Origin of the sequence: Mesorhizobium sp. L-2-11, assembly GCF_016756595.1 — a bacterium.
Classification (GTDB): Bacteria; Pseudomonadota; Alphaproteobacteria; order Rhizobiales; family Rhizobiaceae; genus Mesorhizobium.
Genome location: NZ_AP023257.1, coordinates 3,479,320 through 3,495,926 on the forward strand (window position 1 = coordinate 3,479,320; position 16,607 = coordinate 3,495,926).

General features: G+C 62.1%; 18 protein-coding genes and 3 pseudogenes. 11 read left to right on the forward strand and 10 right to left on the reverse strand.

Annotation, left to right across the window (positions count from 1 at the left end):
- Positions 1–83 precede the first annotated feature (83 nt).
- The 4 genes and pseudogenes from JG739_RS16625 to JG739_RS35375 form a co-directional block, all read left to right on the forward strand.
- A complete protein-coding gene (locus JG739_RS16625) occupies positions 84–884 on the forward strand; it encodes a potassium channel family protein (protein ID WP_202367494.1) in 801 nt (266 codons plus the stop codon).
- Between the two features lie 238 nt (positions 885–1,122).
- Positions 1,123–1,965 (forward strand): MBL fold metallo-hydrolase, encoded by an 843-nt coding sequence (locus tag JG739_RS16630; protein ID WP_202362547.1) that lies wholly within the window; start codon positions 1,123–1,125, stop codon positions 1,963–1,965.
- Between the two features lie 34 nt (positions 1,966–1,999).
- Positions 2,000–2,943 (forward strand): IS630 family transposase gene (locus JG739_RS16635; protein ID WP_446720497.1). Its coding sequence is split into 2 segments (ribosomal slippage): positions 2,000–2,336 and positions 2,336–2,943, totalling 945 coding nucleotides; the frame shifts between segments, so codons are not numbered across the junction.
- A 101-nt stretch (positions 2,944–3,044) separates the two neighbouring features.
- Positions 3,045–3,385, forward strand: a pseudogene (locus tag JG739_RS35375) (helix-turn-helix domain-containing protein); the annotation flags it as partial.
- Between the two features lie 123 nt (positions 3,386–3,508).
- On the opposite strand, the gene JG739_RS16640 reads toward JG739_RS35375, so the two are convergent.
- The gene (locus tag JG739_RS16640; protein ID WP_202362548.1) at positions 3,509–4,384 is read right to left on the reverse strand and encodes a DMT family transporter; all 876 of its coding nucleotides are present in this window, start codon (positions 4,382–4,384) and stop codon (positions 3,509–3,511) included.
- Between the two features lie 155 nt (positions 4,385–4,539).
- On the opposite strand from JG739_RS16640, the gene JG739_RS16645 reads away from it, so the two are divergent.
- Positions 4,540–5,046 (forward strand): hypothetical protein, encoded by a 507-nt coding sequence (locus tag JG739_RS16645; RefSeq protein WP_202362549.1) that lies wholly within the window; start codon positions 4,540–4,542, stop codon positions 5,044–5,046.
- Between the two features lie 238 nt (positions 5,047–5,284).
- Here the strand turns inward: JG739_RS16645 and JG739_RS16650 are convergent, their stop codons facing one another.
- The 5 genes and pseudogenes from JG739_RS16650 to JG739_RS36380 all read right to left on the reverse strand — a co-directional run.
- The gene (locus JG739_RS16650) at positions 5,285–5,566 is read right to left on the reverse strand and encodes a helix-turn-helix domain-containing protein (protein WP_202362550.1); all 282 of its coding nucleotides are present in this window, start codon (positions 5,564–5,566) and stop codon (positions 5,285–5,287) included.
- Positions 5,566–5,885, reverse strand: a pseudogene (locus tag JG739_RS16655) (type II toxin-antitoxin system RelE/ParE family toxin). The gene JG739_RS16650 and the pseudogene JG739_RS16655 overlap by 1 nt, the downstream one beginning before the upstream one ends.
- 72 nt (positions 5,886–5,957) lie before the next feature.
- Positions 5,958–6,287 carry a WYL domain-containing protein gene (locus JG739_RS16660; protein ID WP_202362551.1) on the reverse strand — a complete coding sequence of 110 codons (330 nt, stop codon included), beginning with the start codon at positions 6,285–6,287 and terminating at the stop codon, positions 5,958–5,960.
- The gene (locus JG739_RS35380; RefSeq protein ID WP_244749458.1) at positions 6,268–6,444 is read right to left on the reverse strand and encodes a hypothetical protein; all 177 of its coding nucleotides are present in this window, start codon (positions 6,442–6,444) and stop codon (positions 6,268–6,270) included. The genes JG739_RS16660 and JG739_RS35380 overlap by 20 nt, the downstream gene beginning before the upstream one ends.
- A gap of 31 nt (positions 6,445–6,475) precedes the next feature.
- Positions 6,476–6,658: pseudogene (locus JG739_RS36380) on the reverse strand (hypothetical protein); the annotation flags it as partial.
- A gap of 34 nt (positions 6,659–6,692) precedes the next feature.
- Between JG739_RS36380 and JG739_RS16670 the strand changes: the two are divergent.
- The gene (locus JG739_RS16670) at positions 6,693–7,583 is read left to right on the forward strand and encodes a DMT family transporter (protein ID WP_202362553.1); all 891 of its coding nucleotides are present in this window, start codon (positions 6,693–6,695) and stop codon (positions 7,581–7,583) included.
- Between the two features lie 49 nt (positions 7,584–7,632).
- Here JG739_RS16670 and JG739_RS16675 read toward each other — a convergent pair whose 3' ends face one another.
- The gene (locus JG739_RS16675; RefSeq protein WP_202367495.1) at positions 7,633–7,944 is read right to left on the reverse strand and encodes a helix-turn-helix domain-containing transcriptional regulator; all 312 of its coding nucleotides are present in this window, start codon (positions 7,942–7,944) and stop codon (positions 7,633–7,635) included.
- Between the two features lie 403 nt (positions 7,945–8,347).
- Entirely contained in the window at positions 8,348–9,676 is a 1,329-nt protein-coding gene (locus JG739_RS16680) for a DNA polymerase IV (RefSeq protein WP_202362554.1), read from the reverse strand.
- A gap of 68 nt (positions 9,677–9,744) precedes the next feature.
- Between JG739_RS16680 and JG739_RS16685 the strand changes: the two genes are divergently transcribed.
- From JG739_RS16685 to JG739_RS16695, 3 genes are all read left to right on the forward strand, one after another.
- Positions 9,745–10,320 carry a GNAT family N-acetyltransferase gene (locus tag JG739_RS16685; RefSeq protein ID WP_202362555.1) on the forward strand — a complete coding sequence of 192 codons (576 nt, stop codon included), beginning with the start codon at positions 9,745–9,747 and terminating at the stop codon, positions 10,318–10,320.
- A gap of 142 nt (positions 10,321–10,462) precedes the next feature.
- Positions 10,463–11,194: a DUF6065 family protein gene (locus JG739_RS16690; protein WP_202362556.1), complete on the forward strand. Its 732-nt coding sequence runs from the start codon at positions 10,463–10,465 to the stop codon at positions 11,192–11,194.
- Positions 11,195–11,645: 451 nt separating this feature from the next.
- Positions 11,646–12,080: a hypothetical protein gene (locus JG739_RS16695; protein ID WP_202362557.1), complete on the forward strand. Its 435-nt coding sequence runs from the start codon at positions 11,646–11,648 to the stop codon at positions 12,078–12,080.
- On the opposite strand, the gene JG739_RS16700 is transcribed toward JG739_RS16695, so the two are convergent.
- Together JG739_RS16700 and JG739_RS16705 are read right to left on the reverse strand one after the other, a co-directional pair.
- Complete coding sequence (locus tag JG739_RS16700; protein WP_202362558.1) at positions 12,062–12,853, reverse strand: anti-sigma factor family protein; 792 nt, start codon at positions 12,851–12,853, stop codon at positions 12,062–12,064. The genes JG739_RS16695 and JG739_RS16700 overlap by 19 nt on opposite strands.
- Positions 12,850–13,392 carry an RNA polymerase sigma factor gene (locus JG739_RS16705; protein WP_202362559.1) on the reverse strand — a complete coding sequence of 181 codons (543 nt, stop codon included), beginning with the start codon at positions 13,390–13,392 and terminating at the stop codon, positions 12,850–12,852. Before JG739_RS16705 ends, JG739_RS16700 begins: the two co-directional genes overlap by 4 nt.
- Before the next feature lie 126 nt (positions 13,393–13,518).
- Here JG739_RS16705 and JG739_RS16710 point away from each other — a divergent pair, with 126 nt between their 5' ends.
- A complete protein-coding gene (locus tag JG739_RS16710) occupies positions 13,519–15,000 on the forward strand; it encodes a S8 family serine peptidase (protein ID WP_202367496.1) in 1,482 nt (493 codons plus the stop codon).
- A gap of 98 nt (positions 15,001–15,098) precedes the next feature.
- The gene (locus JG739_RS16715) at positions 15,099–16,592 is read left to right on the forward strand and encodes a hypothetical protein (protein WP_202362560.1); all 1,494 of its coding nucleotides are present in this window, start codon (positions 15,099–15,101) and stop codon (positions 16,590–16,592) included.
- Positions 16,593–16,607: the final 15 nt, after the last annotated feature.

Genomic DNA, 16,607 nt, shown 5'->3' on the forward strand with positions numbered 1-16,607 from the left:
GCTCCGGATGTTCTCAAGCCACAGCGGCTTCCCTCTGCTCTGCCCACTGGACGGCTGTCGCAGCGAAGGCTATCGCAATGGTCATGAAGCCGGCAGACAAGGACGGGTCGGAGTTTTCAGCCTTGGCGCGGCTGCGCGACATGTTGCGCAAGCTTTATCACGGGCGCACGCCCGCGGCCTTCAGGTTTCAGCTTGCGGCTATTATCATCGACGTTGCCATCATCGCCTTCTTCATCGCCACACCGGTGATCCAGGAATCGCCTTCGTTCCTCTGGCTCGATTATTCTGTCGCAGCGCTTGTCGCCGCCGACATGATTGCCCGGCTGCTGGCCTCAAACGACATGCTGCGCCTGATGAAACAGCCGACGTCGTGGGTCGACGCCTTCATCCTGCTGACGCTGCTGATGCCTTCGGCGCTGGCCAATCTGGGTTTCCTGCGCATATTGCGGCTGTGGTCGCTGTCGCGCAGCGGCGCGCTGTGGCGGTTTTTCGAGATGCGCGGCCTCAAAAAATGGCGCGAGGCAAGCCACGCAGTCATCAATCTCCTGACATTCCTGTTTGTCGTCACCGGTTTCGTCTACACCTTCTTCTTCCGCACCGGGGCCGGTCTCGAAGGCTATGTCGATGCGCTGTATTTCACCGTCGCCACGGTGACCACGACCGGCTTCGGCGACATCGTCCTGCCGGGGATAGCCGGCAAGCTCACTGCCATCGTCACCATGATCATCGGCATATCGCTGTTCGTCAGGCTGGCACAGGCGCTCTTCCGTCCCAACAAGGTCTTCTTCCCGTGCCCGCAATGCGGCCTTCAGCGGCATGAAGCCGACGCCGTCCACTGCAAGGCCTGCGGGCATCTCCTCAACATACCCGACGAAGGCGACTGAAATGCCAGGCGAGAGCGCGGTTTTGCGAATCCAAAACTGCATTCTAGTGGTTAAGAACGTAAGCGCGGCCACATCGCGAGCGCCTCCTTCTTCGTATCGGAAGAAATGTCTGACGCCATCTTGCCGCAAATGTTATCTCTAGCGATCCGTCCTCGATCGAAGAAGGATCGCATCAATGGACGATTGGAGAATCGGGAATATCTGGGTAACCAGAATTCTGGAGATGTGCGACCCTCTGGTGACGCCGTCGGAATGGTTCCCCGACTGCACCGAGGAAGCACTCGAACCGCATCTTCATTGGCTCACGCCCCGATTGATATCGCCGGCAACCGGCCGGCTTATTCTTCCCATCCAGAGTTTTCTGGTTCGTACCGGCCACCACATCATTCTGGTCGACAGTTGCGTCGGCAACGGCAAGACGTGCGCATACTTCCCGCATTGGCATCGCCGCAATGACGGCACCTTTTTGGCGCGCCTGGCGAATGCGGGTGTTGCTCCCGAGCAGATCGACTACGTGCTGTGCACCCATCTTCATATCGACCATTGCGGCTGGAACACACGATTGGTGGACGGGCGTTGGATACCGACATTCCCGAACGCCCGCTACATCATGGCGCGGCGCGAGTTCGAGGCCGCACAGGCCGCCTCCGGCGACGCCGACGAACGGACCTATGAGGACAATGTGCTGCCAATCGTCGAGGCTGGTCGGGCTGTGTTTGTCGATATGGATTATGAACTCGATGGCGAAGTGTGGCTGGAGCCGACGCCGGGCCACACCCCGGGGCACGTAGCCATCGGCCTGAGATCCCGAGGCGTAGCAGTGTTTTCCGGCGATCTCATGCATTGGCCGATGCAATGCATATACCCCGACTGGAGCTTTCGGTACGACACGGACCCTGACCAGGCACGCCGGACGCGGTGGGCATTCCTGGAGGCTTGCTCGGACAATGGACGTATCGTCATCACATCGCATTTTCCCTTGCCGTCGGTGGGAACTATCTCGCGACGCCAGTCATCATTCTGGCTAGAGCGGGATGAGATTTATGGGAGTCGTGGGATTCCCAAATCAGCGATGATCTGATTCAACCTTGCTGCTGGGCAGGAGGCCAGCATTGATGGTTGGATATTCAATGGACCTGCGCGAACGGGTTGTTGCGGCGGTCAAGGTTGAAGGGCTTTCGCGGCGCGCGGCGGCTGCTCGATTTGGCGTCAGCTACAGCGCGGCGATCGAGTGGCTGAAGCGGGTGGAACAGACGGGGAGCGTGGCGCCCCGCCAAGTGGGCGGCTACAAGCCGAAGAAGATATCGGGAGCGTGGCGCGACTGGCTTGTCGAGCGCTGCCGGGAGAAGGACTTCACCTTGCGCGGGCTTGTGGCCGAACTTGGCGAGCGTGGCCTGAAGGTTGACTACCGCTCGGTGTGGGAGTTCGTGCACGCCGAGAAGCTGTCTCACAAAAAAAGACGCTGATCGCCGCCGAGCAAGATCGTCCCGATGTTGCGCGCCGACGGAGGCAATGGGTTCTGTATCAGGACCGGATCGACCCCGCCCGCCTGGTGTTCATCGACGAGACCTGGACCAAGACCAACATGGCCCCGCTCAGGGGTTGGGCACCGGTCGGACAGCGGATCAAGGCCAAAGTTCCCAATGGCCACTGGAAGACAATGACCTTTCTGGCTGCGCTGCGTCATGATCGCGTCGAAGCGCCCTGGCTCATCGACGGGCCGATCAACGGCGAGAGGTTCCTCCTCTATGTCGAGAAGGTTCTCGTGCCCACTCTCCAGCCGGGCGACATCGTTGTGATGGACAATCTCGGCAGCCACAAAGGCAAGGCCGTGCGTCGCGCCATCCGAAAGGCCGGCGCGAGGCTCTTCTTCCTGCCGAAATACTCGCCTGACCTCAATCCGATCGAACAGCTCTTCGCCAAGCTCAAGCACTGGCTGCGAAAGGCCGCAAAGCGCACCGTTGAAACGGTCTGCAACGCCATCGGCCAGATTCTCAACCGCGTCACACCGCTCGAGTGCTCAAATTACTTCGCAAACTCAGGCTATGACCGCAGGTAATCTCATCCCGCTCTAGAGGATCATCAGCCGCCGTAATCGCCCAGGACGCCGACCACGCGAACCCCAATGGCGGGGCGATCGCGCTCGGCATGTCCGGCGTCAACGGCTCCGGCACCGTCGAGATCATGCGGCAACCGGCAAATCGAGACCTGCGTGTGGCGCTGGCAGGAGCGCTTCGCCACTGAAGGCTTCGAGGGCTGTTGCGCAACAAGACCCGGCCCTCGCGCATTCCGCCTCTCGGACCCGAGGTGGCCGAGCGCGTGGTGGCGCTGACGCTTGCCGATCCGCCGGGCGAGACGACGCACTGGACCGTCGCCATGATGGCGCAAGCGGCTGGCATCATCAGCGCAAGCGCTGGCGTCGCATCTGGAAGGCGCACGGGCTGCAGCCCAACCTCCGGCGCCAGTTCAAGCCCTCCAACGATCCCCAGTTCGTCAACAAGCAGCGCATCCCCGACAGATGATTGCCGCCGTCAAACGCGGGCACCAAGCGTTAGATTCCATCCACTAGCGCTTTGCTTCAACGCATTTTGTCGGACGCCAAACGAAGACGTTTGGCTGCAATGCTAAGACGCTGCCACTTCCGCTGGTTTGGTCGCTTTTTTCTGCAGATTGAGCAGGTTGCCCAGCAGGATCAGCAAGGCGCCGCCGGCGGTGAAGGCGTCGATCTGCTCCTGATACAGCAGCCAGCCGATCAGCGCCGACAGCGGCACCCGCAAAAAGTCCATCGGCGAGATGACGGTGGCGTCGGCATAGGCGAGTGCACGGGCCATGCAGAAATGCGACGACATGCCGGTGAAGGCGATCAGCAGGATCCACGGCCACAGTTCGAGCGGCGGGTTGCGCCATTCGTAGAGTGCCGGGATAAGGCCGAGCACCGACTGGATGACCAGCATCCAGAAGATGATGGACACGACGCTGTCCGTCCGCGTCAGCGATTTGACCAAAACCACGGATATACCGAAGCAGACCGCGGCACCCAGCACGACAACATGTCCCGGATCGACGGAGCCGATGCCTGGACGGACGATGATCAGCACCCCGATCAGCCCGAGCACGATCGCTGCAAGTCTTGGCCGGCTTAGTCTTTCACCAAGAAAGCCGACCGCCAGAATGGCCGTCCAAATCGGCGTCGTGAATTCGATGGAGATCAGCACGGCCAGCGGGATCAGCGTCAAGGCGTAGAGCCAAGCCGCCTGGCCGATAAAATGGACGACGTTGCGGGCGATGTGGGCGGTGGGGCGATTGCTGCGCATCGCCGCAAAACCGCCTGACATCATCACCAGCGGCAGGAGGATGAACAGGCCGATCACCGAGCGCAGTTCCAGCACCTGGAAGACGTTGAGCTCGGCGGTCGTGGCGCGGCCGGCGACCGACATCGTCAGAAACGATGCGATCGACAGCGCCATCCAGAACGCGGCCTTGGGGAGCGAAGGTGCCATGCGCGCTATGTCGCAAGCCTGGACTTTCACCGCAACCGCTAGTCGACGCATTCGGCTGGGCCAGAAGCGACTTGTAGCAAAACGGTCATGTTGAAGGCGGAACCTGCCGTCACGGCGAGCGTTGGTCCAACAGCCAGTTCAAGGGGAGAGATCCAATGAAATCATGCGCACGATTTGCACTTGCCGGCTGCCTGATGGCTGCGGCCGGCGCGGCTCATGCCGACGAGGCCGAATTTCTCCGCTCGTTCGAGGGGAATTTTGCCGGCAAGGGCACTGTCAAGGTAACCACCGATGCGCCGACGATGAACGTCTCCTGCCGCTTCGATTCCGACGCGACATCGAGTTCCTTGTCGCTGGACGGCACCTGCCGCGGTCTCGTCGTGGTGACGCGCGCCATCAGTGCCGATCTGAAATCCAGCGGGACGAAGTACACCGGCACCTATGTCGGATCCCGCACCGGGCCGGCGCAGCTCAGCGGCAAGCGCTCGGGCAATGCGATCAATCTCGGCATCCGCTGGGCCAAGGAGGTCAACGGCGATCGCACCGCGCAGATGACCGTCGAGAAGAACGGCGAGGACGGCATGCGGCTGACCGTTATCGACGTCGACCCGAAAACCGGCGAGCGCGTGATGACCAGCCGCATCGATTTGCGGCGCATCTGATCTTCTCGTTCGACCATGTTTTTTCCGAACCGAAGTCAGCGAAGCCCATAGGGCGGCGCATCTCCGGTCCGCTAGCGCTGACCTATGGGGTACCGCTTACCCGTTCAGCAGGATGCCCTTCAAAGCGACCGGAGAAATAAAGCTCGTTCTGCCACAAGTCTGCCTCGACGCTGGCAGTGGCACTGCATGACTCGTGCGAATTTCCCGATCAAAGCGACAAAATAACCGGCAATGCCGATCAGGTAGCCTCTAGAACGCGCAGTTCAACATGCAGTCCGGCCGCGACCACCATATTGACGAGGGTATCGAGGGCGAACAGGTTGATCTTACCGCGCAGGAGGTCGGATACGCGGGGCTGCGTCACGCCGAGCTGGCGCGCGGCTTCGACCTGCGTCCAGCCCTTTGCCCTTATATGCTGTTCCAGCGCCATCATCAGTGTGGAGCGGAGCTTCATGTTCTCTGCTTCGGCGGGGGTGTCTTCGATGGCGTCCCACACACTTGCAAAAGTCTCGTTGCTCATTAGCCCAACTCCTTCATCAGATCGCCGTAGCGTTTCGCCGCCAGATCCAGATCCATTTTGCGGGTCTTCGGCGTTTTCTTCTGAAAGCAATGCAGCACGTAGACCGCATCGGCGAATTTGGCGACGTAGATCAGCCGGAACGCGCCGGCGTCGTCCCGAATCCTGATTTCCTGCACACCCTTCCCGATTGTCGCCATTGGCTTCCAGTCGGTTGGAGGTTGCTCGTTCTGTACCTTGTCGAGCTGGCTTCGCGCCGTGCCAAGTTCGGGAAAGCGCGCAGATCATTGAGGGCGCTACCCCGGAACTTGAGCATTTTCATGCGGCGACTATACAAAAATTTGTATAGTCGCCGCAAGTCTCTTTTTCTTCGGGCTGCATCAAGGGACGCTTGTCACCTTGCCGCACCCAAATCTGGGTGCAGATAGCGCAAAAGTCCGGACTTCTGCGAACGTTTCGCCATCCACTCGGCCATCATAGGGCTGCTATCGGCGGCATACCGCTCTTCGAGCACTTCGGATTGCACGATGCGATCTGCCCGGAAATAGCGATAAACCCCGCGAAGCTCGCACCATGCGGCGATCAACGTGACATCGACATAATAGACCGTAGCTATGGCCAAATCGTGCGTCGCGATCGGCGCTGTTGCTCGTCGATATAGGTTGATTACGATCTTACAACATGTCCGGATGGCATTACGCACGTCAAGCAGTTCGATCCCCACGGGCCGAACTGTATCCCCTTCCGCTTTCGGCCGCCTCCTGTAATTTCAGGTCACGAATGCGATGAACGAGGTTGGCTTCGATAGTGATGGCCTCGACTTCCTCCATCGTGAACATCAGCGGCGGCAGATCGAAGCCTTTGCGCAGCAAAATAGCCAAGCCCCGGTTCGCCCTCGATTGGGATGCGCCGCGCCTGCAAGGTCGCGATGTCGCGATAGATGGTGCGGGTCGTCACCCCCCAATTGCTGCGCCAGCGCAGCGGCGGTCGTCGGCTTCGTCTTTCCGCGCAACGCCTGGATAATATCGAAAGGTCGATCGGCGCGGCGCACGAGCGTCCCTCCCAACACCACTGACAAAACGGTGTCAGTAGCATCGGAGTACAAAGGTCCGGATGCAAGGGGGTGACGATGCAAGACGATCAAGGAAAATGGCTCGGCACGCTGCTGATTATCGGCTCTTCGATCGCCTATAGCCTCTCTGGATACTTCACCCGGCTGATCACGCTCGATCTCTGGACGGTCCTGTTCTGGCGCGGAATCTTCGGCGGCCTGTTCATCGGCGCTTATGTGGCCTGGCGTTATCGGCACGACTTGTGGGGGGCGATTCGGACCATGGGGATGCCCGGCCTCTGGGTCATGGTCCTGTCGACCCTCGCCACGATCTGTTTCATCAACGCGCTGCGCCTGGCTGCGGTGGCGGACGTTATGACAATCCACGCCGCAATTCCATTCATGACGGCCATACTCGCCCTTGTCTTCGTAGGCGAGCGTGAGGACTGGACGACATGGGCGGCCAGTTTCTTCGCGCTAGTTGGCGTGACGATCATCGTAAACCCGCAAGCCTCGGGCGGCTATCTGGCGGGTTACGCCTTCGCGACAACGATGGCGCTATCCTATGCGGCAATGATGGTCATCATCCGCAAGAATCGGCACGTTTCCATGCTCCCGGCCGCCGGCCTGTCGGCCTTTCTCTGCGCGTTTGTGGTGCTGCCATTCGCTCAGCCCATGCAGGTGACGGCCCCGACCATGCTAGACCTTGTGCTGTTCGGAACAGCTCAATTCGGCCTCGGCCTGCTTCTGATGACGGTCGGAACACGGCTGATCTCGGCAACACGCTCCGCCCTCATAGGCAGCATGGAAAATCCGCTTGCACCGTTTTGGGTCTGGCTGGCCTTCCGAGAGCTTCCCGCCTGGGCTACATGGGTTGGCGGCAGCCTGGTCATGGGAGCGGTGATCTTTGATGTTCTGACGAAATCGAAGCGGCGACAAAAAACCGTTGAGGCCCTAGCTCAAGGCTAGGGCCATTGTCGCGAAATTCCCGATTAAAGCGACACAGTGCCCCTTAACGTCAGACGTGCGGCACGGATTCGCCGAGTGGCCGCACCGCCAAGCGCAGGCCCATCGTGCGAAGGACGGCATTCAGGCTGCGCAGCTCTGGGTTCCCCTTCTCCGAAAGGGTACGGTAGAGTTGCGTGGGGTTCAGCTCGGCCGACTTGGCGACGGCGGGCACGCCGCCGAACGCCTTGATCATTTGCCGGAGCGTCACCAGCAGTTCGCCTTGGTCGCCATCCGCAAGGATTGCGTCGAGCGTGGCAGCGGCCGTCGCCGGATCGTCCCGGAAAAGATCGGCCATTGCGTCGTCATGACTGCGGTCTTTCATCGTCATTGCTCCTTCTATCAGTACGGTTTTGCCAGTCGCGCCAATAGTCACACGCCCGATCGATGTCGGCGAGCCGGCGCTGCCCCTCATTGCCCTGCCGGGCATTTCTCCCCGTATAGTTACGGGCAGAAAGAGCCTGGCCACCGCGGCACACATCCTCCAACGCTGACAATTGGCGAAAATCGTCGAGATCGTCCCTCTCCCCGTCACTATACGGGGAGAGGTCGCCGGCAGGCGGGTGAGGGGCAGCGCCAACCGGTCGATAGTGGCGGCGAGCAGGGTTCCTGGAATTGTTGAAGCCGGCGCTGCCCCGCATTGCCCTGCCGGGCATTTCTCCCCGTATAGTGACGGGGAGAAAGGGCTGGCCGCAACGTCCCCGCATTGGGTTCCAAACGCCAGACCGTTAGTCCTCGATCGGCTCTGGCGGGGGGGCGTTGCGGCCCTTGCCGAAGGTGTAGCCGGTCTCCACCGCCCTGCGGCCGAACTTGTCGCGCAGCGTGTCGATGGCGCCTTCGGCCATGGCACGCTTGCGAGACTGGATATCGACGAGGTCGGGCGGATCGGCCTTTTCGTCATTCGAGAGGTCGCTGACGCCGATGCCGAGCAGCCGGTATCTGGTGCCGTCCGCCTCCTTGCGCAGCAACTCGAGCCCGGTCGAGAAAATGCGGTCGGCCAGCCGTGTCGGGTCGCCGAGTTGCCGGTTGCGGGTGCGGGTCTTGAAATCCTGCGTTTTCAGCTTGAGCACGACGGTGCGCCCGGCAATGCCGGATTTCTTCAGCCGCCCTGAGATTTTTTCCGACAGCGCTCTCAGCACCGAAATCAATTCCTCGGGGGAGGCGATGTCGGTGTCGAATGTGTTCTCCGCCGAGACGCTTTTCGCATCCTGGTCGGGGTGGACGCGGCGGTCGTCCTGGCCGCGTGAAAGATGGTAGAGCCGGTCGCCCATCACGCCGTAGCGGCGCATCAGGTCGCCGCGTTCCATGCGCTGCAACTGGCCGACGGTGCGGATGCCGTCGCGCTCAAGCGTGGCTGCGAAGGCTTTTCCGACACCCCAGATCAGCGTCACCGGCTGCTCGGCCAGAAAGCCGGTCGCCTCGGCCTCGCCGATCACCGAAAAGCCGCGCGGCTTGCGAAAGTCCGACGCCACCTTGGCCAGGAACTTGCAGTAGGAGAGGCCTGATGAAACGGTGATGCCGATCTCTTTCTCCACCCCCAACGCAAAGCGCGCCAGCACCACCGCCGGCGGCAAGCCATGCAGGCGCTCGGTGCCGGCAAGGTCCAGAAACGCTTCGTCGATGGAGAGCGGCTCGACCAGCGGCGTCAGCGCCTGCATCATGGCGCGCACCTCGCGGCCGACGCGTCCGTATTTTTCCATGTTAGGCGGGATGACGACCGCTTCCGGACAGGCTTCGAGCGCCTTGAACATCGGCATTGCCGAGCGCACCCCGTGGATGCGGGCAATGTAGCAAGCGGTGGAGACGACGCCGCGCTTGCCGCCGCCGATGATCAACGGCCGGTCCTTCAGCGCCGGGTTGTCGCGCTTTTCGACCGCCGCATAAAACGCGTCGCAATCGATATGGGCAAGATGCAGCCGATAGAGCTCCGGGTGGCGGGCAAGCCGCGGACTGCCGCAGCGCTCGCAGCGCCGTGCTGCACTGCGCTGAAAGGCCAGGCAGTCGCGGCAAAAACCGTGATCGGGATTGTTGACAGGAGCCGCCATTGTTGCGAACATAAAGAGAACAAAAGCAATGGTACGTCAGGACGGACGCCACGACAAGGCAGTGGGCCGGGAGAGAGTTCGTGAATACGACCATAGCGCCGCTGGTGCCCGAGCTTTGGGCGGATTTTGAAGATCTTTTCGGCAAGCAGGGCGCCTGCTACGGCTGCTGGTGCACACATTTCCGGCTCTCGCCGGCAGCGCGCCGCGCCAGCAACCGGGAGCGCAACAAGGACCACATCAAGGCGCGGATCGAGGCCGGACCGCCACCGGGCCTGCTGGCGTTCGAGGATGGCAAGGCGGTCGGCTGGATGCAGATCGGCCCGCGCGCCGACGTGCCCGAATGGAACAACAAAGGCAGGGGCTCGGCGCCGGTCGATCCCGCCGACGCCACCGATCCGGGCATCTGGGCGATTTCCTGCTTCTTCATCCGCGTCAAGGCGCGCGGCAGAGGGATAACGCACCGGCTGGTCGAAGGCGGCATCGAATTTGCTCGCCAGAATGGCGCTCGGCTGGTCGAGGCATGTCCGATCGACCTGTCGAAGGATTCGCGTTCGATCGGGCTGTTCGTCGGCTCGTCGCGGGTCTTCGAGAAAGCCGGTTTCGAGAGGCTGGTCGAGCGCAAGGCGGGCCGGCCGCTGATGCGATTGGTGCTTTAGCCAACGCTGCTGTGCGCGCCGCTGTCGCTCTGCGGCGGCCGAACTTTCGTGGTCGGCCTGCATCGTCAGATGGTTGACGCCCGCCCGGGAATAAATCCGGCTGCGGCCCGTTCCTCCTCGGATTTTTCCATGGAGGCCATCGATGTTTCATTTTTCCCAGACCTCTCGCTCTTCCCAGAAGACCTCTCGCTCGATCCGGTTTTCCTGTCGGCCGGAAGATCATGGCGTCATCGCGCCGCCGGTGGCGGCCAAGACGGTCCTGCCGGATTGGTTCCGCAAATTGCCGCCGGTCGATCAGCAGCAAGCCTCGGCCACCAACAATGGCCTGACCGTCAAGCGCTGCATGCCGTTTCTCGACGCGATGACAACCGGCTGGATCCTGCCGCTCGCGGCGACAGTCCGCCTTGAGATCAAGGATGGCGGCAGCGCCGTCGATGCCGGCTGGGAGTTCGACAGGGTGATGGTCAGCAATCATGGCGCCCATCAGGTCGCCGGCAATCCGAAGGAACCGGCACCGCCATGCAAATTTCACAATTACTGGTCGATCCGTACCCCGCCGGGCTGGAGTTGTCTGTTCCTGCCGCCGCTCAATCGGCCGGCTCAGCCTTTTGAATGCGTCGCCGGCATCGTCGATACCGACACCTATGCAGCCCACATCCATTTTCCGTTCTTTGCGACCGTGCCGGATGGCCTCTACGTCATCGAAAAGGCAACGCCGCTCGTCCAGGTGATACCGTTTCGCCGCGAAGATTCGGCGCTCAAGGCCGAGATCGGGGCGGAGACTGGAGCCGAGGCGACCGAGCGCGAAACGGTCTACCGCAACACGATTGCCAGCGAAGGCTGGTATCGCAAATGGGCCCGCGCGGCCCGCTAAATTATTTACCGGAGAACAATGCGAAACGGGGCCGCTGGCCCCGTTTCCTTGTGGATTGCCAGGGGCGCGAAGCGAAGCGGCGCAGACCCTAATGCTGATCTGTAGTGATCCTTCGCGCCCCCCTCTGTCCTGCCGGACATCTCCCCCACGAGGGGGGAGATCGGCCTTCATCACTGATTTCGCCAACCACTAACCTTGCAAAAAAGGAGGAGCTGTCCGCGAAGCTGCCGATCTCCCCCCAAGTGGGGGAGATGTCCGGCAGGACAGAGGGGGGCGCCGTGGAGCGCCGGCCTGCCAATCGCCAGCGAATGCGAAACGGGGGCCAGTTGGCCCCCGTTTCTCGGTGGATTGCGAAAGCGGCGGGTCGAAGCGCGCAGTCGCTCTATCGTCCGGCCGATGTCAACGCCGCCAGTTGCGCGACCAGCCGCGATCCGAACCGTTCGAGCTCGAGTTGGAGGAACTGTTCGACGATGAGTTCGAATTCGAGTTGCTCGAGGAATTGGAGCTGGAGTTCGACGACGAGTTCGAATTCGAATTGCTCGACGAATTAGAGCTGGAATTCGACGAACCGTTGGACGACGAATTGGAACTCGAATTTGAAGAGCTGTTGCCAGCGACGATGAAGGAACCGTCGCTTTGGCTGGACATTGCGGCTGGCGGACGCTCGGTTTCCGGCGCCGCGGGAGACTCCTTTGCCTGCGCCGCGGTGCCCGCGAGCGCTGCCATTCCTGCGACCAGTGCCGACTTGAGTTTCCAGTGTCTTGCCATGGTAGTTACTCCTTGTTTCAGACCGGGCCGGCAGTTGCGGCCCGGCGGAGTAACGGGCGATCCCCGGCTTTATTCCAAAAAAGCCGGGCCGTCGCAGCTTCACTTCCGGTCCTTTTGACGGATCTCGGTCAGCGCCTGGACTTCCTCCTCGGCTGACATCGGAGCGCCTGCTTCGATCGCCGAAAGATAGGCGTCGAGGGCTTCGGTTGACGAGGCCGGGGCATAGCCTCCGGCGTCGCCGGGCGCCACGACCGCGAAGCTGACGCGCCATTCGTCGCCGGAACGGCAGGCGACCGACACCACCGTGGAGCGGTTCTGCGAGTCGACCTCGAATTCGCGGCACAAATCCTGCTTATCGTTACGGAACGTAGCGATGGCCCGGAACCGGTCGCTGATCCCGGCGAGCTTGATCTCCTTGCCGGACTCGACCGTTTCAAGGGCTTGGGCCAGGGCCGGCCGGATGACGCCGGCTACCCACAAGCCGCCCCGCGTGCGTTCGTCGGTGCCTGCTGCCCAATAGCCGGCGAGCCCGCCGACAACGGCCGCCGCGAGAGAGGCGGCAACTGGCAGCATCCATCGAGACCTCGAGGCGGGCCCTGCTACGCGCCTGCTGCCGAAGGGCAATATCGACGCCGTCGCCGCTTTCTCGCCGGCACGCCTGGCCTCGATCACCTGCTCGACGGCCGCGATAAGTTTTTTGGGAACCGGCTCGTCGAGCAGCGGCTTCAGCGCGGCCTGCGCCTGCGCCCTTGTCTCGATGAACACAGCGATCCTGGCAACCAGACGGTCGTCCGTTTCCATCGCCTGCTCGATCCTGGCGACCATGTCGGGATCAAGCTCGCCGTCGGCGAATCGCATCAGGATTTCGTCCGAAAAAGTCTCTTCGGTCATTTTGCAGCCCCTTTTGTGACCGGAGAACGGGCGGGCGCCGAAGATATTCCAGTCGCCTCCGCCAGATTCTTCCTGGCTCGCGCCAGCCTGCTCATCACCGTCCCGATCGGCACGGCAAGGACTTGCGCGGCTTGCCTGTAGGAAAGCTCTTCGACACAGACCAGAAGCAGCACCTCGCGCTGGTCGGCGGCGAGCTCGCCTATGGCTTGCGCCACGCTGTTCAGCGCCAGCCGCGCCTCCATCTCGCGCTCACCGGAAGCGCCGGCGATGTCATGGCGCTCGTCGATATCGTCCTGCGGGCCGGCGACCCTGCGCTTGCGGATATCGTCGATCCACAGATTTCTCAGAATCTTGAACATCCACGCGTCGAAGCGCGTCCCTGGCTCGAAACGCTGCTCGTTGGCGAGCGCCCGTTCGCAGGCGCGCTGGACGAGATCGTCCGCCATATCGCGGGACCGGCACAGCGCAATCGCGAATCGGCGCAGATTCGGCAGAAAAGCGACAAGCTGATCTTGGACGCGGTCGGCTTTTTCCGGCATGTTGCTCCAAGTTCTGGAATAAAGCGGCCCCGCGCCCGTTCCTCGCAAGGCTAGCTTATCGCCGGATAGCTCCGCTAGCCTCGCGATGTCGGAAAATCGGCGAAGGCCGGAAATGCGAGGGAGATGATGTTCCACAACTCCTGGTTGAGGCAAAAAGCCCTGCTGCTTTTCTGGGTCGCCGTTGCATTGATCGTCGATCCTCAGGCGCCGAGCGGCCAACTGGGGCTCGGCGAGTTCGGACCAAGATCGGCGTTCGCCGATGACGATGGTGGCGGTGACGATGGCGGCGACGACGGCGGTGGTGATGACGGGGGTCGGTCCGGCGCTTCGTCTGGTGGATCGCAAACGTCGTCCCGCCGATCGACCGGACCGAACCTGTTTCGCACGCTAACGGATCGGTTTCTTCCACGCCCGCCAAGGCGCAGCGGCCGGCGTACGCAACGGCCAGCCCTCCCTTTGCCGTCTCGGGCACCTGACCAGATCGTGGCGACCGGGCTGAGTTCGGCTGAGATCGGTCGGCTTCAGGCAACCGGCTTCACCGTACTGGACCGTGCCGACATTCAGCTTCTTGGATCGCAGCTGATTCGGCTGCGCATTCCACCCAACATGCCGCTGGAGGCTGCGCGCGATCTTGTCATCGATGCCGCTCCGCAGTCGACGGCAGATTTCGTGCATTACTACCGACCCGGACAAGAAACCGAATGTGCCGGGCCGCACTGCACCGCCGCGGGCCTGATCGGCTGGCCGGCCGGTACCGGGCTGCCGGCCGGCTGCGGTGGCAATGTCACGATCGGCCTTATCGACACGGCGATCAATCCTGCGCATGCCGCCTTCTCGAAAGGCCGGGTCGAAGTTCTTCGCCTGTCGGACGACGGCGTTGCCGAGTCCGGCCGCCAGCACGGCACCGCCGTCGCGGCCCTGCTCGTCGGCGGCGCTGACAGCCGTACCCCCGGCCTGCTGCCGCACGCCAGGCTCATTGCGGTCGATTCGTTTCATCGCGGCGATCGCCAGGATGACCGCTCGGACGCCTACGATCTGCTTCGCGCGCTCGACCTGCTTTCGGCGCGCGGCGTGCAGGTGACGAATATGAGCCTGTCTGGTCCTGCGAATGCGCTTCTCGAGCAGTTTGTCCGAAAACTTTCCGAACGCGGCATGGTGATCGTCGCCGCCGCTGGCAATGGCGGTCCCAGGGCCGAACCTGCCTATCCGGCGGCCTACGCTGAAGTGATCGCGGTGACGGCGGTCGATCGCATGAAGCGCCCCTACAGGCGTGCTGGCCGTGGCGAGCACATCGACCTGGCCGCTCCCGGCGTCCAGGTGTGGACGGCCGCGTCGGTCAGCGGCGCACGGCCGAAGACCGGCACCTCCTTCGCGGCGCCCTTCGTCACCGCAGCCGCTGCTTTGATGAAATCGGCAAACAGCAACGCCACCGCTGCCGACATTCAAGACGCGCTTGGCAAGTCGGCGGAAGATCTCGGCGCGCCGGGCAAGGACGCCGTCTTCGGCTGGGGCCTGCTCAACGCCCGCACCGCCTGCGTTGTCACGTCGAAGAAGGCGACCCCACAGTCGATGCCGGAGGATAGCGCAGGCGGCGAAGGGTCGTTATAGATCGGCTTCCAGCCGCAACGAGGGGATTGCAGCCCGCCGGTTTCCGCTTACGGTTGCGGCTGGAGTTCTTGCCACGGAAATAGCAACGGAGATTCTGCGTGAATCGTGTTCTGCCGGCCGTCTTTGTCCTCGCGCTCAGCGCGCCTGCCTTCGGCCAGACCGTCGACGGCGAGGGTGCCAAGCAGCTCTCCGAAAATCTTGCCCGCTATATCGGCAGCAAGGCGATCGACAGCGGTTTCCTCAAGGTTTCGGTGGAAGGCGACGCCTACAAGCTCGCCGTCGATTTCAAACCTGTCGTGGACCTGCTGGCGGCACAGCATTCCTTCAAGTTCGACTTCAGCCCCTACGCATTGCTCGTCAAGCCAAGCAGCAACGGGACATGGAGCGTCTCGGCGGATGTGTCGCAAAGCGGGTCCTTCGAGTTCAAGGGGCCAGAGGGCCCGCAGAGCATGCAGTTCTCGATTACAGACGGCAAGTTTTCCGGCGTCTACGATCCCGAACTGGCGGCTTTCACCAGCGCCACACAGTCGATAGCCGGGATGACGATGAATTCCCGGGACAGCGTGCAGCGCGCCAGGGTGAGCACCGGCGCCGGTACGGCCACCATGAAAGCAAGCAAAGCTGCGAATGGCGGCGTGGATTTCACCGCGACGCAGACGCTCGCCGATTTCACCGAAGCGCTCGACTTTGACGATCCCAAGAGCGGGCTGAAATTCCCGCTTACGATCAAATCGCCAACGCTGTCGGTGAACGCGACCGGCAAAGGCGTGCGGACCAGACCGCTTCTCGATCTGCTGGCATTTGCCGTCGCCAATGGAGACGAGGCCAGCCTGAAGGCCAACCAGGGGCAGCTCAAATCGCTCTTGCTCGCCGCGCTGCCGCTGTGGGAGCGGATCGACGGAACCTACGGGTTCAAGGATCTCACCGTCGAAAGCCCGGTCGGGCATTTCGGTGCGACCGAGCTGGACACGGGCTTCGGGGCCGACGGCATCGCCCAGAACGGAGCAATCTACTATTCGATCAGGGCCGCGGGACTGAAGATCCCCCAGAGTCTTGTGCCCGCCTGGAGCACGGCGCTGCTGCCCACCGATGTCAGCCTGAATTTCGGCGGCGCCAATATCGATCTCGACAGCATGGCGAAGAAAGCGATCGAAGCCTTTGATCTGAACAGGAATCCACCGCTGCCGGCCGACTTCGGCGATCAGATCAAGGCTGATTTCATGGCCAAGACGCCGAAATTTGTCATCGGCCACAGCACGGTGAAAAACGGCGACATGGAAATCGCGATGCAAGGCGAGATGACGTTCGCCGGCATGAAGCCCGAGGCCAATGTGACCATCGATATAGCAGGCTATGACAGGATCGTGGAGAGCCTGCAGGCGGCGGCGAAGTCGGAGCCGGAAGCCGCGCAATATGTGCCGGTGGCGCTTGCGATCAAGGGATTCGGCAAGACGCTGCCGGACGGCCGCATCGAATGGGTCGTCAATGGCAAGCCGGACGGTTCGGTCACCGTCAATGGTGTCATGGTCAAACCGGCCGATCCGGATGGGAATGATGACGGTGGCGACAGCGAAGAAGAACAGACGCCGTAAGCGCTTTGGCGATCC